The organism is Klenkia sp. AC732, assembly GCF_979256525.1.
The window spans coordinates 33,493-56,156 of the sequence record NZ_CEEDOS010000026.1 but is presented as its reverse complement, the minus strand read 5'-3'; the positions used below and the strand labels follow the sequence as shown (position 1 = coordinate 56,156).

At 73.9% G+C, this 22,664-nt stretch carries 20 protein-coding genes; 15 read left to right on the top strand and 5 right to left on the bottom strand.

What is annotated here, in order from left to right:
• The first annotated feature begins 19 nt into the window (after positions 1-19).
• The 4 genes from rimO to AC0IVP_RS13785 all read left to right on the top strand — a co-directional run bounded on the left by rimO (position 20) and on the right by AC0IVP_RS13785 (position 3,157).
• Entirely contained in the window at positions 20-1,471 is a 1,452-nt protein-coding gene (gene rimO / locus AC0IVP_RS13800; RefSeq protein ID WP_471757229.1) for a 30S ribosomal protein S12 methylthiotransferase RimO, read from the top strand.
• Between the two features lie 18 nt (positions 1,472-1,489).
• Positions 1,490-2,161 (top strand): CDP-diacylglycerol--glycerol-3-phosphate 3-phosphatidyltransferase, encoded by a 672-nt coding sequence (pgsA, locus tag AC0IVP_RS13795; protein ID WP_056291497.1) that lies wholly within the window; start codon positions 1,490-1,492, stop codon positions 2,159-2,161.
• 4 nt (positions 2,162-2,165) lie between these two features.
• Positions 2,166-2,636 carry a CinA family protein gene (locus AC0IVP_RS13790; RefSeq protein WP_471757227.1) on the top strand — a complete coding sequence of 157 codons (471 nt, stop codon included), beginning with the start codon at positions 2,166-2,168 and terminating at the stop codon, positions 2,634-2,636.
• Between the two features lie 158 nt (positions 2,637-2,794).
• A complete protein-coding gene (locus AC0IVP_RS13785) occupies positions 2,795-3,157 on the top strand; it encodes a helix-turn-helix domain-containing protein (RefSeq protein WP_056291502.1) in 363 nt (120 codons plus the stop codon).
• Between the two features lie 15 nt (positions 3,158-3,172).
• Here the strand turns inward: AC0IVP_RS13785 and AC0IVP_RS13780 are convergent, their stop codons facing one another.
• Complete coding sequence (locus AC0IVP_RS13780; RefSeq protein ID WP_471757225.1) at positions 3,173-4,258, bottom strand: glycoside hydrolase family 6 protein; 1,086 nt, start codon at positions 4,256-4,258, stop codon at positions 3,173-3,175.
• A gap of 183 nt (positions 4,259-4,441) precedes the next feature.
• On the opposite strand from AC0IVP_RS13780, the gene AC0IVP_RS13775 reads away from it, so the two are divergent.
• The 6 genes from AC0IVP_RS13775 (at position 4,442) to AC0IVP_RS13750 (ending at position 11,242) form a co-directional block, all read left to right on the top strand.
• Complete coding sequence (locus AC0IVP_RS13775) at positions 4,442-5,137, top strand: TetR/AcrR family transcriptional regulator (protein WP_471757223.1); 696 nt, start codon at positions 4,442-4,444, stop codon at positions 5,135-5,137.
• A 140-nt stretch (positions 5,138-5,277) separates the two neighbouring features.
• On the top strand, positions 5,278-6,519 hold the full coding sequence (locus AC0IVP_RS13770; RefSeq protein ID WP_056291507.1) for a DUF4032 domain-containing protein: 1,242 nt from the start codon (positions 5,278-5,280) through the stop codon (positions 6,517-6,519).
• A 305-nt stretch (positions 6,520-6,824) separates the two neighbouring features.
• Complete coding sequence (locus tag AC0IVP_RS13765; RefSeq protein ID WP_235564574.1) at positions 6,825-8,126, top strand: extracellular solute-binding protein; 1,302 nt, start codon at positions 6,825-6,827, stop codon at positions 8,124-8,126.
• Positions 8,123-9,085, top strand: coding sequence for a carbohydrate ABC transporter permease (locus tag AC0IVP_RS13760; protein WP_056291509.1), 963 nt, complete (start codon positions 8,123-8,125; stop codon positions 9,083-9,085). Before AC0IVP_RS13765 ends, AC0IVP_RS13760 begins: the two co-directional genes overlap by 4 nt.
• Complete coding sequence (locus AC0IVP_RS13755) at positions 9,085-9,918, top strand: carbohydrate ABC transporter permease (protein ID WP_056291511.1); 834 nt, start codon at positions 9,085-9,087, stop codon at positions 9,916-9,918. The genes AC0IVP_RS13760 and AC0IVP_RS13755 overlap by 1 nt, the downstream gene beginning before the upstream one ends.
• Before the next feature lie 46 nt (positions 9,919-9,964).
• A complete protein-coding gene (locus tag AC0IVP_RS13750) occupies positions 9,965-11,242 on the top strand; it encodes an ABC transporter ATP-binding protein (protein ID WP_056291513.1) in 1,278 nt (425 codons plus the stop codon).
• Positions 11,243-11,303: 61 nt separating this feature from the next.
• On the opposite strand, the gene AC0IVP_RS13745 is transcribed toward AC0IVP_RS13750, so the two are convergent.
• The gene (locus AC0IVP_RS13745; RefSeq protein WP_471757221.1) at positions 11,304-12,296 is read right to left on the bottom strand and encodes a carbohydrate kinase family protein; all 993 of its coding nucleotides are present in this window, start codon (positions 12,294-12,296) and stop codon (positions 11,304-11,306) included.
• Between the two features lie 142 nt (positions 12,297-12,438).
• Here AC0IVP_RS13745 and AC0IVP_RS13740 point away from each other — a divergent pair, with 142 nt between their 5' ends.
• Entirely contained in the window at positions 12,439-13,293 is an 855-nt protein-coding gene (locus AC0IVP_RS13740) for a PspA/IM30 family protein (RefSeq protein WP_056291516.1), read from the top strand.
• A 61-nt stretch (positions 13,294-13,354) separates the two neighbouring features.
• Here the strand turns inward: AC0IVP_RS13740 and AC0IVP_RS13735 are convergent, their stop codons facing one another.
• Positions 13,355-14,206: a DNA-formamidopyrimidine glycosylase family protein gene (locus AC0IVP_RS13735; RefSeq protein WP_471757219.1), complete on the bottom strand. Its 852-nt coding sequence runs from the start codon at positions 14,204-14,206 to the stop codon at positions 13,355-13,357.
• Positions 14,207-14,281: 75 nt separating this feature from the next.
• Here AC0IVP_RS13735 and AC0IVP_RS13730 point away from each other — a divergent pair, with 75 nt between their 5' ends.
• Complete coding sequence (locus AC0IVP_RS13730; RefSeq protein ID WP_056291520.1) at positions 14,282-14,845, top strand: antibiotic biosynthesis monooxygenase; 564 nt, start codon at positions 14,282-14,284, stop codon at positions 14,843-14,845.
• A 40-nt stretch (positions 14,846-14,885) separates the two neighbouring features.
• Positions 14,886-15,446 carry an antibiotic biosynthesis monooxygenase gene (locus AC0IVP_RS13725; protein WP_471757217.1) on the top strand — a complete coding sequence of 187 codons (561 nt, stop codon included), beginning with the start codon at positions 14,886-14,888 and terminating at the stop codon, positions 15,444-15,446.
• Between the two features lie 151 nt (positions 15,447-15,597).
• Here the strand turns inward: AC0IVP_RS13725 and AC0IVP_RS13720 are convergent, their stop codons facing one another.
• Positions 15,598-20,244, bottom strand: a complete 4,647-nt coding sequence (locus AC0IVP_RS13720; RefSeq protein WP_471757215.1) for an ATP-dependent helicase — start codon at positions 20,242-20,244, stop codon at positions 15,598-15,600.
• 82 nt (positions 20,245-20,326) lie between these two features.
• Here AC0IVP_RS13720 and AC0IVP_RS13715 point away from each other — a divergent pair, with 82 nt between their 5' ends.
• On the top strand, positions 20,327-21,472 hold the full coding sequence (locus AC0IVP_RS13715; protein WP_471757213.1) for an acyl-CoA dehydrogenase family protein: 1,146 nt from the start codon (positions 20,327-20,329) through the stop codon (positions 21,470-21,472).
• A gap of 39 nt (positions 21,473-21,511) precedes the next feature.
• On the top strand, positions 21,512-21,706 hold the full coding sequence (locus AC0IVP_RS13710) for a DUF3046 domain-containing protein (protein WP_471757211.1): 195 nt from the start codon (positions 21,512-21,514) through the stop codon (positions 21,704-21,706).
• A 21-nt stretch (positions 21,707-21,727) separates the two neighbouring features.
• On the opposite strand, the gene AC0IVP_RS13705 is transcribed toward AC0IVP_RS13710, so the two are convergent.
• Positions 21,728-22,585, bottom strand: a complete 858-nt coding sequence (locus AC0IVP_RS13705) for an NAD(P)H-binding protein (protein ID WP_471757209.1) — start codon at positions 22,583-22,585, stop codon at positions 21,728-21,730.
• Positions 22,586-22,664 lie beyond the last annotated feature (79 nt).

Genomic DNA, 22,664 nt, shown 5'->3' with positions numbered 1-22,664 from the left:
CGGCGCCTACGATGTCCGGGTGACTGTTGTGCCCGCTGGACCTGCCCTGCCTCTCGCCGACCTCCCCGCCGGAGCCCGCAAGGTCGCCATGGTGACCCTGGGCTGTGCCCGCAACGAGGTCGACTCCGAGGAGCTGGCCGGCCGGCTGTCGGCCGACGGGTACGAGCTGGTCACCGACGCCGAGGACGCCGACGCCGTCCTGGTCAACACCTGCGGCTTCATCGAGACGGCCAAGAAGGACTCCGTCGACGCGATCCTGGAGGCCACCGGCAGCGGTGCGCAAGTGGTCGCGGTGGGCTGCATGGCCGAGCGGTACGGCACCGAGCTGGCCGGGGCGCTGCCCGAGGCCACGGTGCTGGGCTTCGACGACTACGAGGCCATCGGCGACCGACTGGACGACGTCCTGGCCGGGCGCCCGCTGGTGCCGCACACCCCGCGTGACCGTCGCACCCTGCTGCCGATCAGCCCGGCCGACCGCACCCGGGCCGCGATCTCGCCGGAGGCACCCGCCATCCCCGGGCACGACTGGCTCAAGCGCACCCGGCTGGCCAGCGGCCCCTCGGCCGCGCTGAAGCTGGCCAGCGGCTGCGACCGGCGCTGCGCCTTCTGCGCCATCCCCACCTTCCGTGGCGCGTTCGTCTCCCGCCCGGTCGCCGAGGTCCTCGGCGAGGCGCACTGGCTGGCGGGCCAGGGCGTGACCGAGCTGGTCCTGGTGAGCGAGAACTCGACCTCCTACGGCAAGGACATCGGCGACCTGCGCACGCTGGAGAAGCTGCTGCCCCAGCTGGCCGCGATCGAGGGCCTGGTCCGGGTGCGGGTGGCCTACCTGCAGCCGGCCGAGCTGCGGCCGGGCCTGCTGGAGACCATCGCCGGCACCCCGGGCATCGCGCCCTACTTCGACCTGTCCTTCCAGCACAGCTCGCCGACCCTGCTGCGCCGGATGCGCCGCTTCGGCGGCACCGAGGACTTCCTCGCCCTCATCGACCGGGCCCGCGCCATCGCCCCCACCGCCGGCTTCCGCACCAACGTCATCCTCGGGTTCCCCGGCGAGACCGAGGCCGACGTCGCCGAGCTGGAGCGCTTCCTGACCGCGGGCCGCCTGGACGCCGTCGGGGTGTTCGGCTACTCCGACGAGGAGGGCACCGAGGGTGCCCGCCTGGACGGCCACCTGCCCCAGCACGAGGTCGACGCACGGGTCGCCCGGATCACCGACCTGGTCGAGGAGCTCACCGCGCAGCGCGCCGAGGAGCGGATCGGCGAGGACGTCGAGGTGCTGCTCACCGAGCCGCTGGCCGGGGAGCCCGGCAGCTGGACCGGCCACGCCGCCCACCAGGACCCCGACGCCGACGGCCAGACCACCGTCGTCGGCGTCCCGCTGGACGCGACCCCCGGCCAGGTCGTGCCGGCCCGGGTCACCGGCACCGAGGGCGTCGACCTCGTGGCCGCCTGTCTCGTCCCCGCGGCCGCCTGACCCGGCAGTGACCCCCCGATGAGCAGCGTCGTCCCGGACCCGGCCGCCACCCCGCCCTCCACGGCGCGGTTGGTGAACCTGCCCAACGCACTGACCGTGCTGCGGCTGGCCGTGGTCCCGCTGTTCGCCTGGCTGCTGCTGGCCGACGGCGGCATGGACGAGGCCCGCCGCTGGTGGGCGACGCTGTTCTTCGCCCTGGCGATCATCACCGACCGCTACGACGGGATGATCGCCCGCCGACGCAACCAGGTCACCGAGTTCGGCAAGCTGGCCGACCCGATCGCGGACAAGGCGCTGACCGGGTCCGCGCTCATCGGGCTCTCGGTGCTGGACCTGCTGCCGTGGTGGGTGACGCTGGCGATCCTGGTCCGGGAACTGGGCGTCACCGTGCTCCGGTTCTGGGTCATCCGGCACGGGGTGATCGCCAGCAGCCGCGGCGGCAAGGCCAAGACGGTGCTGCAGGCGCTGGCCATCGGCTTCTACCTGTCCCCGCTGACCGGGTTCATGGGCACGGTGCGCTGGTGGCTGATGGCTGCGGCGCTGGCCCTGACCCTGGTCACCGGGTTCGACTACGTCGTCCGGGCGCTGCGGCTGCGGCGGACCAGCGCCCGCGCCATGCGGTCCGCGGCCGCGCGCCGGGCCGCAGCGGCCGGTGAGAACGCCACCGAGCGCCGCGACACCGCGGCCTGAGCCCGTGACCACGCCGACCGCCGCCGACCTGCACGCCGCCCTGCTGGGCCGGGGCGAGACCGTCGCGGCCGCCGAGTCGCTCACCGCCGGGTTGTTCTGCGCGACGCTGGCCGGCGTGCCCGGGGCCAGTGCCACGCTGCGCGGGGGAGCGGTGGTCTACGCGACGGACCTCAAGGCCACCCTCGCCGGGGTCGACGCCGACCTGCTGTCCCGGGTGGGCCCGGTGGCCCGGGAGACCGCGGCCGCGCTGGCCGAGGGGATCGCCGCCCGCTGCGGGGCGACCTGGGGCGTGGGGCTGACCGGGGTCGCCGGCCCCGACCCCGTCGACGACCACCCGCCGGGCACCGTGTTCCTCGGTCTGGCCGGGCCCGGGGGCACCACCGTGTCGCTGCTGCGCCTGACCGGCGACCGGGCCGCGGTGCGCGAGGCCACCGTCCAGGCCGCCGTCGCGGGGCTGCTCGACCGGCTGGGGTGAGGGCGGGAACGCCCGCCCCTGCCGTGGCGTTACGCCATCAGCGGACGCGGCACGGCCCACCGGGTCGAGGACCCGTCGTCCGCGTAGCGTGAGAGCACGGTGACACCGACGGCCCGACCGTCGTGTCGCCACTGCATCCAGCGAGACAGGAGACGGCCATGACGCTGCTGCGCACCCAGCTCGGCGACACCCTGCGCGGCCACCGCCTGCGTCAGCGCCGCACCCTGCGCGACGTCTCCGGCGCGGCGCGGGTCAGCCTCGGCTACCTCTCGGAGGTCGAGCGGGGCCAGAAGGAGGCCTCCTCGGAGCTGCTGGCCTCCATCTGCGACGCCCTCGACGTCGAGCTCGCCGACCTGCTCGCCCAGGTCAGCCAGGAGCTCCGCACCGCCGACGAGGCCCGCCGCCCGGTCCGCCCGCTGGTCCCCGCGGCGACCCCCGCCCCCGAGCCTGCGCTCGCGCTGGTCGGTGTGGACGGTCCGGTCACCACCCGGCGCCGCGGCGCGGTCGCGCTCGCCGCCTGAGTGGTCAGGTCGGGGTCATCCGGCCAGTGACACCGCCAGGTCGGGGTCGAACTGCCCCGACACGGTGCCCGCGCCGATGCCGCAGTCCCCGTCGGACTCCCCGGGGGGCTTGACCCACAGCAGCGCGTCGACGTCGTCCCCCAGGCCGGGGGAGGACGTGGGCGGCTGACCGGTCCGCTGGCCCGCGGGGTTGCACCACACCCGGGTGCCCGTGCCGTTGCGGCTGGTGTCCACGACGAGGCCCAGCCGCTGCCCGGTCCGGTCGGCGAGCTCCCGGGCGGTGGCCCGGCCGAACTCCACCGCCGTCGACGTCTCGGTGTAGTTGGACACGCCGAGTGCGATGCCGTGGGCGTCGGCGATGCCCGCCGCGACCAGCCGGTCGGCCAGCTCGGCGGCGGCGATGGACCAGTTGGCGGCCGAACCGTCCAGGTAGACCCGTGCCCGCGGTGCCCGCTGCGCCAGGACGGCGGTGGCGTCGGCCAGCAGGGCCTCCCGCTCGGTGACCTGGTCGCCGGTCAGGCAGTCGAAGTGCACCAGGGAGTCCGGCTCCAGGACCACGACGGCCCGACGGCCGCCCAGCCCGTCGGCGAAGGACCGGATCCAGGCGCGGTAGGTGTCGGCGTCGGCGGCCCCGCCGGAGGAGTACTGGCCGCAGTCCCGGTCGGGGATCGCGTAGGCGACCAGGGTGGGGGTGGCGCCGACGATGGAGGCCGCGTCGACGTAGGCGTCGACCTGTGAGCGCACGGCCTCGGTGGGGTCGGTGAACCAGCGGGCGACCGGCCGGGCGGCGACGGCGTCGGCGACGGCCGGGGTGCGCGGGTCGTCCGGGTGGGCGGCCACCCACTGGAGGGCCTGCGCGTCGGGGTTGCCGTAGAGCCGGGTGCCCGGGGCCAGGGTGGGGGAGTCCCCGCCGGCGAGCTGGCGCAGGGCGAAGGCCCCGGTGTCCGGGCGGGTGCCGAACCACCCGAGGGTCCCCAGGACCGCCACCAGCAGCAGCACCAGGAGCCGCCGTCGGGGACGGTGGCCGTGGTGGCCGTGGTGGCCGTGGTGGCCGTGGTGGTCGGGACGCCGCTGCGGACGGCGACGGTCGGTGCGGGACACGGGGCTCCTCCGGGGGCGCCCGTGGCCGGTCCACCGAGCCCACCCACGCTAGGTGAGCGGGCCCGCTGGGCGCGCCACCCGGGCGGGTGACCCCGTCCCGGGCGGTCGGCCGGGGCCGCGACACGGTCGTCGTCCGAGGCCCCGGTCCTTGACCCTGGGTAGGGGCAATGAGACACAGGGTGCATGCAGCCGATCCCGTTGCCCGACCGCTACGCCCCGCGCCCCGTGGCCGACGCCTCGACGGGCGTGCTCTCGGCCGTCCGCGACCTCGACGGGCCCGCCACCGACGCCGGCGAGGACGCCCCCACCGGCACGCACGCCACCGTCGTCTTCGAGGGCCTCCCGCCGCTGCGCCCGGCCGCCCCCGGCCACCGGGCCGGGGAGCACACCCGCTCCGGCAACGCCATGGGCCGCACCCGCCGCGGGCTGCTCGCCGGCGCCGCCACCGCCTTCGCCGACCAGGGCCTGCGCAAGACCACGATGCAGCACGTCGCCGCCGCCGCCGGCGTCGCCAAGGCCACGCTGTACAACCACTTCCGCACCAAGGACGACGTCGCCGCGGCCCTGCTCGACGACGAGCTGCAGCGCCTGGTCGGCCTGGCCGGCGAGCTGCCCCGTGGGGCGGCCCTGGGCCGGCTGGCCGAGGAGGTCGGCGCGCACCCGGTGCTGCGTCGGCTCGCGGTGACCGAGCCCGAGGTGCTGGCCCGGCTGCTGCTGGCCGAGGACCGGCTCGTGGTGGCCGACCTGGCCCGCGCCCTGCAGGTCGAGCGGGACGCCGCCACGCTGGTGCTGCGCTGGCTGTCGGGCCTGGTGCTCCGCCCGGGCACCGCCGCCGAGCGGGCCCGGCAGGCCGCGGCGCTGGAGCACGTGCTCGGCTGACCCGCGCACCGCGCGCACCGGGCCCGGGCGGCAGCTGCCGCCCGGGCCCGTGACGTGGCACCGTCGTCCCGGGCCCCGTTCGACCGGCCCGTTCGACCGGCCCGTGCGGCCGGCCCCGTCCGACCGACCCCGGAGTCCCCATGCGCTTCCTGTTCCGACCGCCGGCGACGGAGGCAGCGGCCCTGCTGCACCTGCCCTGGGACTCCCCGTTGTCCGAGTGGGACCCCTCGGTGCTCCTGGACGTGCCGCAACGGGGCATCTCCCGGCACGTGGTCCGCTTCGTGGCCACCGAGGGCCGGGTGTACGCGCTCAAGGAGATCACCGAGTCCCTCGCCCGGCGGGAGTACCGCCTGCTGGGGGAGTTCGAGTCCGACGGGCTGCCCTCGGTCTCGGTGCTGGGGATCTGCGTGGACCGCCCCGACGACCAGGAGGCGATCCTGGTGACCCGGTACCTCGAGTACTCGATGTCCTACCGGCACCTGTTCTCCAGCCCCCGCAGCCAGCACTCGACGTCCCAGCTGCTGGACACCCTGGTCGTGCTGCTGGTCCGGCTGCACCTGTCGGGGGTGTTCTGGGGCGACTGCTCGCTGTCCAACACGCTCTTCCGGCCCGACGCCGACGGGCTGACCGCGTACCTGGTCGACGCCGAGACCGCCGAGCGGCACCCGCAGCTGTCCCGCGGGATGCGCCAGCACGACGTCGAGCTGGCCCGGGAACGGGTGGGCGCGGAGCTGCTGGACCTGCAGTTCGGCGGGCTGCTGTCCCCGGAGATCAGCCCGGTCGACGTCGCCGACGCCCTGCCGGAGCGCTACGCCGCGCTGTGGGACGCCGTCACCCGTGAGGAGGTGTTCCGGCTCGACGAGCAGCGGTACCGGGTGGCCGAGCGGCTGCAGTGGCTCAACGAGCTGGGCTTCGACGCCGGTGAGGTGGAGCTGGTGCACACCCCCGAGGGCGCCCGGCTCCGGGTGGACACCCGGGTCGCCGAGCCGGGCCAGAACCGTCGCGAGCTGCTGCGGCTCACCGGCCTGGAGGTGCAGGAGAACCAGGCGCGGCGGCTGCTCAACGACGTCCGCAGCCACCGGGCGTGGCTGGAGCAGAAGGAGGGCCGCCCGGTGCCGGAGGCGGTGGCCGCGCACCGTTGGCTCGCCGACGTCTACGTGCCCGTGGTGGAGGCGATCCCCCCGCACCTGGCCGGTCGCCTCGCCCCCGCGCAGGTCTTCCACGAGGTGCTGGAGCACCGGTGGTTCCTGTCCGAGCAGGCCGGCCGGGACGTCGGGACGACGGCCGCGCTCGCCTCCTACCTGGACCACGAACTGCCCAAGACCCCCGCGGACCAGACGACGCCGTCGGTGCTGGCCTCGCCCGGTGGCGCGTCGTCCTGACCTGACCGATCGACCGGGTCGACGCCCGGCGCGCAGCGTGATCGACAGCTCCGGACGGGGCTCTGACCAGGCCGGACCGAGCACACCCGGACGGGTCCCCACGGACTCCCACACGGCGCTGGCAACGAACTGGCAACAGCCTGGACTCCAGCTTGACGGCGCACTTGACCTGGGTCACAGTCGCCGGACCGGGTGGTGATCAACACGCCGCCCGGCCCGCCGCGGCCCACCGGCCGCTGGACGTCGACGGAGGCGGTTGCAGGGTGCCTGAGAGCGCAGACCAGACCAGGGGACGGCGAACCGCCGTGCCGCGGGGGAGGGCCCGGCGGGCGTTGGGGGCGGGCGCTGCGGCGGTCGTCCTGGCGTCCGGGCTGGCCGCCTGCGGCAGCGGCGACAGCGGGGTCCCCGAGCTCGTCTGGTACACGAACCCCGACTCCGGCGGGCAGGCCGAGCTGGCCGCCCGGTGCACGGAGGCCGCCGGTGGTCGGTACACGATCACCACCTCGGTGCTGCCCCGCGAGGCCAGTGCGCAGCGCGAGCAGCTGGTCCGCCGGCTGGCGGCCAACGACGCCTCGATCGACATCATGAGCCTGGACCCGCCGTTCATCCCGGAGTTCGCCCAGGCCGGCTTCCTGGCCCCGGTGCCCGAGGACGTCGCCGAGCGGGTCACCGAGGACGTCGTGGAAAGCGCCATCGAGGGCTCCACCTGGGACGACGAGCTGGTCGCCGTCCCGTGGTGGGCCAACACCCAGGTGCTCTGGTACCGCACGTCGGTCGCCGAGGCCGCCGGGCTGGACATGACCCAGCCGGTCACCTGGGACCAGCTGATCACCGCCGCGCAGGACCAGGACGTGCTGCTGGGTGTGCAGGGCATCCGGGCCGAGGCGCTGACCGTGTGGTTCAACGCCCTCATCGAGAGCGCCGGCGGTTCGATCATCGCCGAGAACTCCACCGACCCCGAGCAGATCCAGCTGGGCCTGACGTCGGAGGAGGGCATCCGGGCCGCCGAGGTCATGCGCGACATCTCGACCTCCGGCCAGGTCGGGCCGGCACTGTCGACCGCCAACGAGGACTCCACGGCCACCGGCTTCGAGTCCGACCAGGGCGGCTTCATGGTCAACTACCCGTTCGTCTACCCCCGCGGCCTGGCCGCGGTGGAGGCCGGGACGCTGGACCAGTCCGTCGTCGACGACTACGCGGCCGCGGTCTACCCCCAGGTCGACGAGGGCGTCGAGGCCGCCCCGCCCTACGGCGGGATCAACCTGGGCGTCGGGGCCTACAGCGAGCACACCGACCTGGCCTACGAGGCCACCGAGTGCATCACCACGACGGAGAACCAGGCCTACTACTTCGTCAGCAACGGCAACCCGGCCTCCGACACCGCGGTCTACGACGACCCCGAGGTGCTCGAGGAGTTCCCCCAGGCGCCGGTGATCCTGCAGTCCCTGCAGCAGGCCGCACCCCGCCCGCAGACCCCGTACTACAGCGAGGTCTCGGGCGGGCTGCAGCGCGAGTACCACCCCACCGCCGCCATCGACCCCGAGCAGACGCCGCAGGACGCGACCGAGCTCATCGAAGCCGTCCTGCGGAAGGAGCAGCTGCTGTGAGTACGACGACGCTCCCGCCGGCGCCGAAGACCGAGCCGGTCTCCAAGCCCAAGGCGTTCGTGAGCGACCGGGCCAAGGCCGAGCGCAAGCTCGGCTGGATGCTGGCCGGCCCGGCGCTGGCGGTGATGCTGCTGGTCACCGCGTACCCGATCGCCCAGGCGTTCTACGACTCGCTGTTCGACTACCGGCTCACCGACCCGGAGAACCGCTCGTTCACCGGTCTGAGCAACTACCTGGTGATCCTCACCGACTCGCTGTGGTGGACCGCGATCCTCGTGACGGCCTTCATCACCGTGGTCACCGTGGCCGTCGAGCTGGTGCTCGGCTTCGCCCTGGCGATGGTGATGAACAAGGCGCTGAAGGCGATCCGGCCGTTCCTGCGGGCGGTCATCCTCATCCCCTACGCCGTCATCACCGTGGTCTCGGCGTTCGCCTGGCAGTTCGCCTTCGACATCAACACCGGGTTCGTCAACAGCTGGTTCGCCTGGATCCCCGGTGTCGGCGCCGACACCGACTGGTTCGGTGACACCGGGACGTCGCTGTTCGTCATCTGCCTGGCCGAGATCTGGAAGACCACCCCGTTCATCTCGCTGCTCCTGCTGGCCGGGCTGGCCCAGGTGCCCGAGGTGCTGCAGGAGGCCGCCCAGGTCGACGGGGCCACCTGGTGGCAGCGGATGCGCCGGGTCACGCTGCCGAACATGAAGGCCGCGATCATGGTCGCCCTGCTGTTCCGCACGCTGGACGCCTTCCGCGTCTTCGACTCGATCTTCGTGATGACGGCGGGGGCCAACAACACCGAGTCGGTGTCGTTCCTGGCCTACCGGCAGACCATCTCCCGGCTGGAGATCGGGCTGGGTTCGGCGGTCTCGGTGCTGCTGTTCATCGTCGTGGTGCTGATCGCGTTCATCTTCATCAAGGGCTTCAAGGTCGACCTGGCCCAGGCACGAGGGGACGGCTGATGTCGACCAAGGAGAAGAGCTGGTGGATCGTCGCCGGCGTCGCGATCGCCCTCTACGCGCTGTCGCCCATCGCGTGGATCGTGTCGCTGTCGTTCAAGGCGCCCAGTGACCTGGCCAACGGCTCGTTCCTGCCGACGGTGTTCTCCACCGAGAACTACGGCCTGATCCTGAACGGGGAGGCCAGCGACCTGTTCCTGCCGGCGCTGCGCAACAGCTTCGGCATCTGCCTGATCGCGACCTTCATCAGCTGCGTGCTGTCGATGTTCGCGGCCTACGCGATCGCCCGGCTGGACTTCCCGGGCAAGAAGTTCATCCTCGGGACGGCGCTGGCGGTGGCCATCTTCCCGGTCATCTCGATCGTCACGCCGCTGTTCAACCTGTGGCGCCAGATCGGGCTGTACGACACCTGGCCCGGGCTGATCATCCCCTACCTGTCGCTGACCCTGCCGCTGTCGATCTGGACCATGTCGGCGTTCTTCCGCGAGATCCCCTGGGAGATGGAGCAGGCCGCCCAGGTCGACGGGGCCACCACCTGGCAGGCGTTCCGCAAGGTGATCGTGCCGCTGGCGGCGCCCGGGGTGTTCACCACCGCGATCATCGCCTTCTTCATCGCCTGGAACGACTTCGTCTACGGCATCTCGCTGACCTCGACCGGCGCCTCCCGGCCGGTCCCGGCTGCGCTGGGCCTGTTCTCCGGGGCCTCGCAGTTCGAGGACCCCACCGGCGCGATCGCCGCGGCCGCCGTCATCGTGACGATCCCCGTCGTCGTGCTGGTGCTGGTCTTCCAGCGCCGCATCGTCGCCGGCCTGACCAACGGTGCCGTCAAGGGCTGACCGGCCCACCCCTCAGCCCGACCCCCGACCTCGCAAGGAGTCCACGATGGCCTCGATCCAGATGAAGAACATCGTCAAGAAGTACGGCGACGGGTTCCCCGCCGTGAACGACATCAGCCTGGACATCGCCGACGGCGAGTTCATGATCCTGGTGGGCCCCTCCGGCTGCGGGAAGTCCACGCTGCTGCGGATGATCGTGGGCCTGGAGGACATCACCTCCGGCGACATGGTCATCGGCGGCGACCGGGTCAACGACAAGGCCCCGCGGGACCGCAACCTGTCGATGGTCTTCCAGAACTACGCCCTCTACCCGCACATGAGCGTCTACGAGAACATCGCCTTCCCGCTGCGGCTGGCCAAGACCCCCGACGACAAGGTGGACCGCCTGGTCAAGGAGGCCGCCGACGTCCTGGAGCTGCACGAGCACCTGGAGCGCAAGCCGGCCAACCTCTCCGGTGGCCAGCGCCAGCGGGTGGCCATGGGCCGCGCGATCGTCCGGCAGGCCGAGGCCTTCCTCTTCGACGAGCCGCTGTCCAACCTGGACGCCAAGCTGCGCGGGCAGATGCGCACCGAGATCGCCCGGCTGCAGCGCCGGCTGGGCATCACCACCGTCTACGTCACCCACGACCAGACGGAGGCCATGACCCTGGGCGACCGGGTCTGCGTGCTGCGCAAGGGCTCCATCCAGCAGGTCGCCTCCCCGCGCGAGCTGTACGAGCAGCCGGTCAACCTGTTCGTCGCCGGGTTCATCGGCTCGCCGCCGATGAACTTCCTGCCGGCCACGGTGCAGGGGTCCACGCTGACGACGCCGTTCGGCACCATCGAGCTCGACGAGCGCCGGGCGGCGGCGGTCGCCGGTCACGACCTGCTGCTGGTCGGCATCCGCCCGGAGTACTTCGAGGACGCCTCGCTCGTCGACGACGCCAAGAAGCACCTGGGGTCCACGTTCACCGCCCGGGTCGACGTCACCGAGTGGCTGGGCGACCAGCAGTACGCCTACATCCCCTACGACGCCCCGGACACCATCCGGGACCGGCTGCGGGAGCTGTCCAAGGAACTGGACAGCGAGGAGCTGCGCACCCAGGCGATCGTCTCGATCGACGCCTCGAGCCGGATCCGCGAGGGCCGGGACGCCGAGTTCTGGCTCGACAGCCGCAAGGTGCACGTCTTCGACCCGGAGTCCGGGGTCAACCTGACCCGCGACGAGCAGGCCGGGGCCGAGCTGACCCGGATGGCCGACGAGGACCGGCAGGAGCAGGTCGCCGAGGCGGCCGGCGGACTGACCGGTGAGCGCACCGGCGGGTCGGGCAGCACCGCCGCCTGACCGGCTGCACGACGAAGGCCCCGCACCTGCCGGTGCGGGGCCCTCGTCGTGCGTGCGGGTCCTACCCGCGGGCGGCGTCGAGGTCCGCCCGGGTCGGCGGGTCCGCCCCCACCCGGGTGCAGCACAGTGCCGCCACCAGCGCCGCGTCGGCGACGACCCGCTCCAGCAGGTCCTCCGGCACCGCGTCCAGCGCGGCCCGGGTGGTCACCCCGGCCTCCAGCAGACCGGTGAGCAGGCCCGCGGCGAGGGAGTCCCCGGCCCCCACGGTGTCGGCGACGGTCACCGTCGGCGGGGTGTGCCGCAGCAGGGGGCGGCCGGGCCGGGCCACCCGCAGCGGGGCACCGCCATCGGTCAGCACCAGCAGGGCCGGGCCACGCTCGGCCCACCGCTGCGCGGCCTCGTCCAGGCCGGCCTCGTCCTGTGCGGTCCCCGGCTCCAGCCAGGCCAGGTCCTCGGCGCTCACCTTGACCACGTCGGCGACGGCGAGCAGGCGCTCCAGCCGCGCCCGGACGGCGTCCCCGGTGTTGCCGAAGCCCTCGGCCAGCGAGACGCGCACGTTGGGGTCGACGCTGACCAGCGCGGACCCGTCGGCGTGCAGGCGCTCGGCCAGCCCGGCGACGGCCTCGCTGCCCGGTGCGGTCCAGGAGGAGATCGACCCGACGTGCAGCGCGTTGCTCCCGGCCGGCCACGCGGCAGCGACCTCGTCGTCGGTCCACTGCCAGTCGGCGGCGCCGAGCACGTGGAAGCCGTAGTCGGCTGACCCGTCGGGAGCCAGACCCACCACGGCCAGGCTGACCGGGTCGCCGGAGGTGACCGACCGGCTCACGTCGACACCGGCGAGCTCCGCGTGCCGCCGCAGGTTGCCGGCCAACGGCCCGGTGCCGAACCGGGCCAGCAGGTGCACCGGGTGCCCCAGGCGCCCGGCGGCGACGGCGACGTTGAGGGCGTTGCCGCCCGGGCGGGCCACGAACTGCGGGGCGGTGCCCTCGTCCCCGGCGTCGGCCCCGGGCACCGGGATGAGGTCGACGATGAGCTCGCCGAGGACGGTCAGCATGGGCCGGACCCTAGCGGCGCGCCACCCTCCGGGGTGCCGTGGTGGTGCGGGGCCGCGGTGTGCTGGGACGATGGAGGACGACGTCGTCGCCCGCGGCGCGCGCCGGCCCGCCCGGGACGTGTGCACCGGACCAGGAGGAACCATGCCCAACCCGTTCGTGAAGTTCTGGAAGTACCTCACGGCGTCGGCGAACGCGCAGATCGACGAGCGTGCCGACCCCAAGATCCAGATCGCACAGGCGATCGAGGGTGAGCAGCAGCGTCACCAGTCGCTGGCCAACCAGGCCGCGGCGGTGCTGGGCAACCAGCGTCAGCTGGAGATGCGGCTCAGCCGCCAGCTCACCGAGGTCGAGCAGCTGCAGGGCTCGGCCCAGCAGGCCCTGGCCCTCGCCGACCAGACCCGCTCCGCCGGTGACCCCGCCAAGGCCGCCGAGTACGAGAACGCCGCCCAGGCCTTCGCCACCCAGCTGGTCAGCGCCGAGCAGTCCGTCGAGGACCTCAAGCGCAGCCACGACGAGGCCCTCCAGGCCGCCGAGCAGGCCAAGGGCGCCGTCGAGCAGAGCCGGATGCGGTTGCAGACGATCCTGGCCGAGCGCACCAAGCTGCTGTCCCAGCTGGAGCAGGCCAAGATGCAGGAGCAGGTGTCCGCCTCGATCAAGAGCGTCAACGAGCTCTCCGCGCCGGGCAACACGCCCAACCTGGGCGAGGTCCGCGACAAGATCGAGCGTCGGTACGCCAACGCCCTCGGTCAGGCCGAGCTGGCGCAGAACTCGGTCGAGGGCCGGATGCTCGAGGTGCAGAAGGCCACCCTCGACGTCGCCGGTGCCTCACGCCTGCAGCAGATCCGCGCCGGGATGGGCGGGGGTGCCGGAGCGGGCCAGCAGGCCGTCACCGGTGGCACCCAGCCGGCCGGCGCCATCGGCCAGGGCACCCCGCAGGGCCAGCCGGCCGAGCAGCCGGTCGCCCAGCCCGTGGAGCGCCCGGAGTCGCACAGCTGACACCGGTACCGCCCGCGCCGACGGCCGTCGTCCCCTCCGGGGGACGGCGGCCGTCGGCGTCTCAGTACCGGGCCCGACGGGCCTCGGTGCCGGGCAGACCGGTCCGGGCCCGCGGGTCCACCGGCTGTGGCCCGGCCTGGCAGCGGGGGCACCACCAGGTGACCCGCTCCTGCAGGTCCGGGCCCTGGTCGCCGAGCTGGATCGTCGTCCCGCAGCGGCGGCAGGGGCGGCCCTTGCGGCCGGCCACCCAGTGGTCCTGGCCGCGGCGCAGGTCCCCGGTGGTGGCCTGCTCGGGACGGTCGCGGTTGAGCAGCATCAGCGCGCGACCCCGCTCGACGAGCCCGGGCAGGTCCGGGACGTCGGCCACCCGGGCCCACGGGTTGACCCCGGCGAGGAAGAGCGTCTCGACCTTGTAGAGGTTCCCCAGTCCGGCGAGGTTGCGCTGGTCCAGCACGGCGACGCCGATCTGCTCGTCGGGCCGGGCGCGCAGTCGGCGCAGCGCCTCCTCCAGGTCCCAGTCCGGGCCCAGCACGTCCGGGCCCAGGTGGCCGACGACCGAGGCCTCGTCGGCGGTGGGCACGATCGTCATGTCGTGCAGCCGGTACCCGACGCACTGCCACTCGCTGGTGGTCAGCAGGGCCCGGATGCTGAACGCCGGACCACCGCGCCAGGGCGTGCCGGGCCGGTAGAGGTGCCAGCTGCCGTCCATCCGGTAGTGCGTGCGCAGGGTGCGGCCGTCGGCGAAGCGGATGAGCATGTGCTTGCCCCGGGGGACCACCTCGGTGACGGTGGCGCCCGCCAGGTCGACCGCGGCCAGCTGGGGCACACGCAACTCGCCGCGGGTGAGGGTGGCGCCGTGCAGCACCGCGTCCATCCGCTTGGCCGCCAACCAGACGGTGTCTCCCTCGGGCACCGCCCCATGGTCCCCGGGTTGTGAGCCCCCCGACACCCGGGAACGGATGAGGGTCTCTCAGCGCTGAGGCATCTCGTGCGCACCCGATTCAGTGAGAACACCGTGGCGGCCCAGCCCGTCACCGTGACGGCGGCCCGGGTCGTGCGGCCCGAGCGCCGCGAGGCCTTCGAGCAGTGGGCCACCGAGGTGCAGGCGCTGGCCGCCACCTTCCCCGGTCACCTGGGGTCCTCGACACTGCGCCCGGGACCCGGCAGCGACGAGTACCACCTGGTCTACCGGTTCGCCGACGCCGATGCGCTGGCCGGCTGGGAGCGCTCGCCGGAGCGGGCCGCGATGGTCGCCCGGCTCGGCGGGCTGGTGCAGGACGAGCGTTTCGCCCGGGTGTCGGGCCTGGAGGGCTTCTTCGCCGCCGCGACGCCGCCGGCCCCGGCCTGGCGGATCGTGCTGCTGACGGTGCTCGGGGTCTTCCTGCTCACCTCGACGTTCCACCTGCTGCTCGAGCCGCTGGTGGCCGACTGGCCGTGGCCGGTCCGGTTGCTGTCCTCGGCGCTGGTCGTCGTCACCGGCCTGCGCTTCGTGGTGATGCCGGCCCTGACCCGGGTCTCCGGCCGCTGGCTGCGTCCGGCCTCACGCTCCTAGACCCTCCCGGGGAGGTCCGTGCTGGGGGACGCTGTCCGGCGTGCCCCGCCGCCGCTCTCCCGTGCCCGACACCCAGCCGGTCACGGTGACCGCGGCCCGGCTGGTGCGCCCGGACCAGGCCGAGGACTTCGAGCGCTGGGCGGCCGAGATCATGGCGCTGGCCGGCACCTTCCCCGGTCACCTGGGCTCCACCCTGCTGCGCCCGGGGGCAGGTAGCACCGAGTACCACCTGGTCTACCGGTTCCACGACCGCGACGCCCTGGCCGGGTGGGAACGCTCCCCGGAGCGGCACGAGGCGCTGGCGCGGTGCAGCGGCATGGTGGACCGGTCGCGGTACTCCCGGGTCAGCGGCCTGGAGAGCTTCTTCACCGCCCCCGACCGCGCCGACGGGCCCTCCCGGACCCGGCTGACCCTGCTGACGATCACCGTGGTCTTCGGGCTGCAACTGGTGCTGCAGTCCCTCGTCGCACCCGTCGTCGGCCACTGGCCCCTCGTGCTGCGGGCGCTCTTCTACGCCTGCGTGGTGGTGCTCTCGCTGGGGTACGTGTTCATGCCCTTCCTGACCCGGCGGCTGGGTCGCTGGTTGCGTCCCCGACGGTGAGTCGACGGGTCGCCGGACGAGCCCGGTGACGGGCGGTCGGCCGGGGAGCAGTGGGTCCCTCGGGGCCGGCGGGGCACCTGGGGGGAGACGGAGCGCCGAGTCGCCGAGTCGCCGAGTCAAGGTGTCGACGTGTCGACTCGGCGCCGGCGGTTCAGCCGCGCAGTCGCAGCCCCCGGGGGGTGGCGGAGAACCCGGCCGCCTGCAGTGCCTCGGTGAGCGGACCGGACTCGTGCACCGAGGCCCCGTCGGCCTTCTGCACCGTCATCCGGCCCAGCGCGCCGGCGGCGACCGCGTTGGACAGCGCGGTCGCGGCCTCCTTGAGCCGCGTCTCGTCCTCGGTCCAGGACAGCAGGGTCTTCCCGCCGCGCTCGACGTAGAGCGTCAGCTCGCCGTCCACGAGGACCACCAGGGCGCCGGCCTTGCGCCCGGCGCGGTGGCCGGTCTGGGCCCGCTTCTTCGTGGTGCCCTCGCCCAGGTCGACGGCCTCGACGTCCGGGTCGGCAGCACCGGGGGCGCCCGGGGCGCCGGGCCGCTCGGGCCACGGCAGGGCCGCGCCGTAGACGTTGGCCGGGTCGGTCGCGGCCAGCACGACGGCGGGGACCGGGTTCCGGTCGGGGCTGGCGAAGCTGCGCAGCCGGTCGATCGAGCCCGGGGTGCCGAACTGGGCGGCTCCGAGGGTCTCCACGAAGTAGCCGCGGCGGGCCCGGCCGTTCTCCTCGTAGGCCCGCAGGATCGGGTAGACCGCAGAGAAGCCCCCCAGCACCTGCTCGGCCATGACGGCGCCCCGGGTGAGCACCCCGTGCCGCTCCAGCAGCGACTCGGTGCGGGCGTTGTTCCGCTTGGTCGAGTTCGTCTCCAGGTCCGGCAGCCGGGACCAGCGGCCGGCGACCATGGGCGGCCCGGTCCGGCTGGGCATCGCCGGGCGGCCGACCCGGGTGCGTCCGTACCGGGTCCGGTCCAGCCTCGGCCGGGGCGCCGCCGGGGCCTTCTTGTGCGCTCCGCCGCCGGCCAACCGGGCCCGTAGCGGGGCCAGGGTGTCGTTGGTCAGCGCGCCGGCCCACACGAGGTCCCAGACCGTCTCGGCGAACGCCTGGTCGTCGGTGGCACCCACCCGGTCGGACAGGCCGCGGAAGAACAGCGCCTGCCCGCCGGCGAGCTCCTCCAGCACCTGCTGGCCCACCCCGCCCTCGTCCTGGGCGCCGAGCGGCGGCTCGGGCAGCAGCAGGGAGGCCAGGTCGGCCGGGACCAGGGTGATCCAGCCGTCGCCGCCGGCCAGCCCGCCGGCGCCGGCCCACAGCACCTCACCGGCGCTGGTCAGCTCGTCGAGCATCCCCGGCTGGTAGCCCTGCACCCGGGAGGGCAGCACCAGCGACTCCAGCGCCGAGGCGGGCACCAGCGCGCCGGCCAGCTGCTCGACGACGGCCAGCACGCCGTCGACCCCGCGCATCCGGCTGCCCACCGACTGCCAGGACGGCGTGTACCGGGCCAGCGTCTCGATCGGGACGGGCTCGACCTCCTGACGCAGCTTGGCCAGGCTGCGCCGCCGGATGGAGCGCAGCACCTCGGCGTCGCACCACTCCTGGCCCACGCCACCGGGCCGGAACTCCCCGGTGACGATGCGGCCGGTGCCGACCAGGCGCCCGATCGTCGTGGTCACCACCGCGACGCCCAGGCCCAGCCGGTCGGCGACCTCACCGGGCACGAACGGGCCGTGCGTCCGGGCGTACCGGCCGACCAGGTCACCCAGGGGGTCGGCGACCGGCTCGGTGAACACCTCGGGCACCCCGACCGGGAGCGCGGTGCCCAGCGCGTCCCGCAACCGGCCGGCGTCCTCGATCGCGATGTGCCGGTCCTGCCCGGCGATGCGCACCCGCAGCGCGCGCCGGGACACGACCAGTTCCTCCAGCCACTCCTGGCTGACCCCCCGGGCGGCCGCCTCCTCGGTGGTCAGGTCGCCGACCACGCGCAGCAGGTCGGCGCCGGCGTCGACGTCGCGGGGGTGCCGGTCGGTGGGCAGCCGCTGCAGCTCGGCCTCGATCTCGGTGAGCGCGTCGCCGTCGAGCAGCTCGCGCAGCTCGGAGCGGCCCAGCAGCTCGGCCAGCAGGCCGGTGTCCAGCGCCAGTGCCTGGGCGCGCCGCTCGGCCAGCGGGGCGTCGCCCTCGTAGATGAACTGACCGACGTAGCCGAACAGCAGCGACTGGGCGAAGGGTGAGGCGGACTGGGTCTGCACGTCGGCGACCCGCACCCGGCGGGAGCGCACGTCGCTCATCAGCTCGACCAGGCCCGGCACGTCGTAGACGTCCTGCAGCACCTCCCGGACCGCCTCCAGGGTGATCGGGAAGGAGGAGAACTCGCTGGCCACGCTGAGCAGCTGGGCTGCGCGCTGGCGCTGCTGCCACAGCGGGGTGCGCCGGCGCGGGTCGCGGCGGGGGAGCAGCAGCGCCCGGGCCGCGCACTCCCGGAAGCGGCTGGCGAACAGCGCCGAGTTGCCGACCTCGGCGGTGACCTCCCGCTCGACGTCGTCGGGGTCCAGGATCGCGAGGTCGGCCTCGGGCGGCTCGCCGGTGGTGTCGGGCAGCCGCAGCACGATGCCGTCGTCGGCGTGCATCGAGGCGACGTCCACCCCGTAGCGCTCCCGCAGCCGGGCGGCCAGCACGAGGGCCCACGGGGCGTTGACCTGGGCGCCGAAGGGGGAGTGCACCACCAGCCGCCAGTCGCCCAGCTCGTCGCGGAACCGCTCGACCAGCAGCGTGCGGTCGTCGGGCAGGTGGCCGGTGGCGGCCTTCTGCTCGGCCAGGTAGGCCTGCAGGTTGGCCGCGCCCCAGTCGTCCAGGCCGGCGGCCCGGGCCCGCTCGAGCCCGGCGGCCGGGGTGGCGCCGCCGACCTCGCGCAGGAACGCGCCCAGCGCCCGGCCCAGCTCCAGCGGGCGGCCCAGGGTGTCGCCGTGCCAGAACGGCATCTTCCCGGGCTGCCCGGGCGCGGGGGTGACGAGCACCCGGTCGTGGGTGATCTCCTCGATCCGCCACGAGGAGGAGCCCAGCAGGAAGACGTCGCCCACCCGGGACTCGTAGACCATCTCCTCGTCGAGCTCACCGACGCGCCGTCCACCGGTCTCCCCGCCACCGGAGACGATGAAGACGCCGAAGAGCCCGCGGTCGGGGATCGTGCCGCCGCTGGTGACGGCGAGCCGCTGCGCGCCGGTGCGGGGGGTGAGGGTGTCGGTGACCCGGTCCCAGGTCAGCCGGGGCCGCAGCTCGGCGAAGGCGTCGGAGGGGTAGCGGCCGGCGAGCATGTCCAGCACCGCGTGCAGGGCGGAGTCCGGCAGCGAGGCGAACGCCGCCGAGCGGCGCAGGATCCCGGCGACCTCGTCGACCGTGACGCCCTCGCCGGTCTGCGGGGGCACCGCCACGATGGCGACGATCTGCTGGGCGAGCACGTCGAGGGGGTTGCGCAGGTAGCGGATGGACTCGATCTCGCCGGACTTCATCCGCTCGGCCACGACGGCGGACTGCACCAGGTCGCCGCGGAACTTGGGGAACAGCACCCCGCGGCTGACCGCGCCGACCTGGTGCCCGGCCCGGCCCACCCGCTGCAGGCCCGAGGCCACGTTCGGCGGGGACTCGACCTGGATGACCAGGTCCACCGCGCCCATGTCGATGCCCAGCTCCAGCGAGGACGTGGCGACGACGGCAGGCAGCTGCCCGGACTTCAGCGCCTCCTCCACCACCGCGCGCTGCTCCCGCGAGACCGACCCGTGGTGGGCGGAGGCGACCGGCTTGGCGTCCGGCGGCAGCCCGCCGCCACCCCCGGACTGGGCCATCAGCTGCGCCGCGTCCGCCCCGGCGGGGACGGTCTCCCCGGTGGCCCGCTCGTAGGCCAGCTCGTTGAGCCGGCTGGTGAGCCGCTCGGCCAGTCGGCGCGAGTTGGCGAACACGATGGTGGAGCGGTGTGCCTCGATGAGGTCCAGCACCCGCTCCTCGACCGCCGGCCAGATCGAGGTCCGGGGCTGCCCCCCGGCGGCCGAGCCCTCCAGCTCGCCGGCGGGCTGGCCGAGCTGGCTCATGTCCTCGACCGGCACGACGACCGAGAGGTCCCACTTCTTGGTCGACGGCGGGGCGACGACCTGCACGGGCCGGCCACCGGCCAGGAAGGTCGACACCTCGTCGATCGGCCGCACCGTTGCCGACAGCCCGATCCGCTGCGCCGGCTTGTCCAGCAGCGTGTCCAGCCGGTCCAGCGAGACGGCCATGTGCGCCCCGCGCTTGCTGGCGCAGACCGCGTGCACCTCGTCGATGATCACCGTCTCGACCCCGCGCAGGGCCTCCCGGGCCTGGCTGGTCAGCAGCAGGAACAGCGACTCCGGGGTGGTGATCAGGATGTCGGTGGGGCGGCGGACGAAGGCCCGGCGCTCGTCGGCGGGGGTGTCCCCGGACCTGATGCCGACGGTGATCTCCGGCCGGGGCAGGCCCAGTCGGGCGGCCGCCTGGCCGATGCCGGTCAGCGGGGCACGCAGGTTGCGTTCCACGTCGACGGCCAGGGCCTTGAGCGGGGACACGTAGAGGACGCGGCAGCGGGTCTTCTCGTCGGCCGGTGGGGTGGAGGCCAACCGGTCCAGCGACCACAGGAACGCCGCCAGGGTCTTGCCCGAGCCGGTCGGGGCCACGACGAGGGCGTGCTCACCGCTGCTGATCGCCTGCCAGGCACCCTCCTGCGCCGTCGTCGGGCGGTCGAAGGCGCCGGTGAACCAGGCCCTGGTGGGCTCGGAGAACCGGTCGAGCGCGGACGGCTGCTGTGCCACGTCCTCCAGTGTCCACAGGGGTACGACAGGACCGCCTGGTGGAGGGCTGGAAACAGTCAGCGCTGTCTGTCACTCTCGGGCCATGCGCCGTCACCTGTACGAGGCCGACCACGATGCCTTCCGCGACACCGCGCGGACCTTCCTGGAGAAGAACGTCGTGCCCTTCCACGACCAGTGGGAGCGCGACAGCATCGTGCCGCGCGAGGTCTGGACGGCCGGCGGCGCCCAGGGCCTGCTGGGGATGGACCTGCCCGAGGAACACGGCGGGGGCGGGGTCCGGGACTTCCGCTACAACGCCGTCCTCGGGGAGGAGCTGCAGCGGATCGGCGCCAGCGGCGTCGGCTTCACCCTGCACAACGACGTCACCGGCCCCTACCTGCGGGACCTGGCCACGCCCGAGCAGCAGGCCCGGTGGCTGCCCGGGGTGTGCAGCGGTGAGCTCATCACCGCGATCGCGATGACCGAGCCGGGCACCGGCAGCGACCTGCAGGGCATCACGACCACCGCCCGGCGGGACGGCGAGGGCTGGGTGCTCAACGGCTCCAAGACGTTCATCACCAACGGCATCAACGCCGACCTGGTGATCGTGGTGGCCCGCACCGACCCCGACGCCCCGGCGTCCAGGGGCACCAGCCTGCTGGTGGTCGAGCGGGACCAGCCCGGCTTCGTGCGCGGCCGCAACCTGGACAAGGTCGGGCTCAAGGCCCAGGACACCGCGGAGCTGTTCTTCGAGGACGTGCGGGTGCCGGCGGAGAACCTGCTGGGCACCGAGGACAGGGGGTTCCTGCACCTGATGGAGAACCTGCCCCAGGAGCGGCTGTCGATCGCGGTCGGCGCGGTGGCGGCGGCCGAGACCGTGCTCGCGCAGACCGTCGAGTACGTCTCCACCCGCACGGCCTTCGGCAAGCCGGTGGGCAGCTTCCAGAACAGCCGGTTCGTCCTGGCCGAGCTGCAGACCGAGGTGTCGATCGCGCGCACCTTCGTCGACGAGTGCATCACCCAGCTCAACGCCGGTGACCTGACCGCCACGGACGCCGCGATGGCCAAGTGGTGGACGACGGACCTGCAGAACAAGGCCGCCGACCGCTGCCTGCAGCTGCACGGCGGCTACGGGTACATGACCGAGTACCCGGTGTCCAAGGCCTGGCGCGATGCCCGCGTGCAGTCCATCTACGGCGGCACGAACGAGATCATGAAGGAGATCGTCGGCCGGTCCATGGGCCTCTGACGCACGTCGCTGCCCGGGGCGCCCGGGTAGCGTGTCGGCGTGCGACTGCAGGAGTTCTGGACACGGATGCGGGAGCAGTTCGGCGACCTGCGGGCCGAGAGCATCAGCCGGGACCACCACTTCGCCGAGCTCGGTGGCCGCAGCGCGGTGGGCGCCATCGACGCCGGTGTCCCGGTGCGGACGGTCTGGTTGGCCGTCTGTGAGGAGTTCGACGTCCCGGCGCGGGTGCGCTGACCCGCACCGGGACGCCAGGGCTCAGCGGCCCAGGACGATCGCGACGTGCTCGGCCAGCGTGCGGGTGGGGCGGCCGGTGAGGGCGGAGATGCCCTTCCCGCCGGTGTCCAGCTCGCCGGCGGCGATGCCGGTGTCGATCGCGGCCACGAAGCCCGCGGTGCCCTCGTCCAGGCCGACGCCGGTCAGCAGGGCGACGTGCTCGTCGGTGGGCAGGTCCTGGTGGGTGACCCCGGTGCCGGTCTGCCGGCCGATCTCGGCGGCCAGGTCGGCCAGTGCCATGGGGGAGTCCCCGTCCAGCTCGATGGTCGCCGGGGCGACCTCGGGGGCGGTGAGGACGGCGACGGCGGCTGCGGCGAAGTCCGCGCGCGACGCCGGCCAGACGACCCCGCCGTGGGTGCTGCCGGCCAGCCGGCCGGTGGCCGCTGCCTGCCCGATCGTGGCGTCGTAGTTCTCCCAGTACCAGTTGTTGCGCAGCACGACGACCGGCAGCCCGCTGTCGGCCAGCAGCTCCTCGGTGGCCTTGTGCTCGGGGGCCAGGACGAGGGAGCTGGTGAGCGCGCGGGGGGCGGAGGTGTAGGCGAGCAGCTGGACCCCGGCGGCCTTCGCAGCCTCGATGACGTTGGTGTGCTGGGCGACCCGCTGACCGACCTCGCTGCCCGACACCAGCAGCAGCCGGTCGGTGCCGGCGAGGGCGGCGTCCAGCGAGGCGCGGTCGCTGTAGTCGGCGACGGTGACGACGACGCCCAGCTCGCTCAGGTCGCTGGCCCTGGCGGCGTCGCGGACGAGGGCGGTGACCTCGGCGGCCGGGGTGCCGGCCTCGAGCAGGCTGGTGACGACGAGACGGCCGAGCTGGCCGGTGGCTCCGGTGACGGTGATCATGGCACTTCCCTCTCGATGTGCACTAACTCCCGGTTAGTGCTTTCGACGAGAACGTACACTGATCTGCACACCCGTCGAG

Bases quoted from the DNA above. Each gene is read 5' to 3' on its own strand.
- pgsA (WP_056291497.1), top strand. From the start codon at position 1,490: ATGAGCAGCGTCGTCCCGGACCCGGCCGCCACCCCGCCCTCCACGGCG.
- AC0IVP_RS13785 (WP_056291502.1), top strand. From the start codon at position 2,795: ATGACGCTGCTGCGCACCCAGCTCGGCGACACCCTGCGCGGCCACCGC.
- AC0IVP_RS13775 (WP_471757223.1), top strand. From the start codon at position 4,442: ATGCAGCCGATCCCGTTGCCCGACCGCTACGCCCCGCGCCCCGTGGCC.
- AC0IVP_RS13770 (WP_056291507.1), top strand. From the start codon at position 5,278: ATGCGCTTCCTGTTCCGACCGCCGGCGACGGAGGCAGCGGCCCTGCTG.
- AC0IVP_RS13755 (WP_056291511.1), top strand. From the start codon at position 9,085: ATGTCGACCAAGGAGAAGAGCTGGTGGATCGTCGCCGGCGTCGCGATC.
- AC0IVP_RS13750 (WP_056291513.1), top strand. From the start codon at position 9,965: ATGGCCTCGATCCAGATGAAGAACATCGTCAAGAAGTACGGCGACGGG.
- AC0IVP_RS13745 (WP_471757221.1), bottom strand. From the start codon at position 12,296: ATGCTGACCGTCCTCGGCGAGCTCATCGTCGACCTCATCCCGGTGCCC.
- AC0IVP_RS13740 (WP_056291516.1), top strand. From the start codon at position 12,439: ATGCCCAACCCGTTCGTGAAGTTCTGGAAGTACCTCACGGCGTCGGCG.
- AC0IVP_RS13715 (WP_471757213.1), top strand. From the start codon at position 20,327: ATGCGCCGTCACCTGTACGAGGCCGACCACGATGCCTTCCGCGACACC.
- AC0IVP_RS13705 (WP_471757209.1), bottom strand. From the start codon at position 22,585: ATGATCACCGTCACCGGAGCCACCGGCCAGCTCGGCCGTCTCGTCGTC.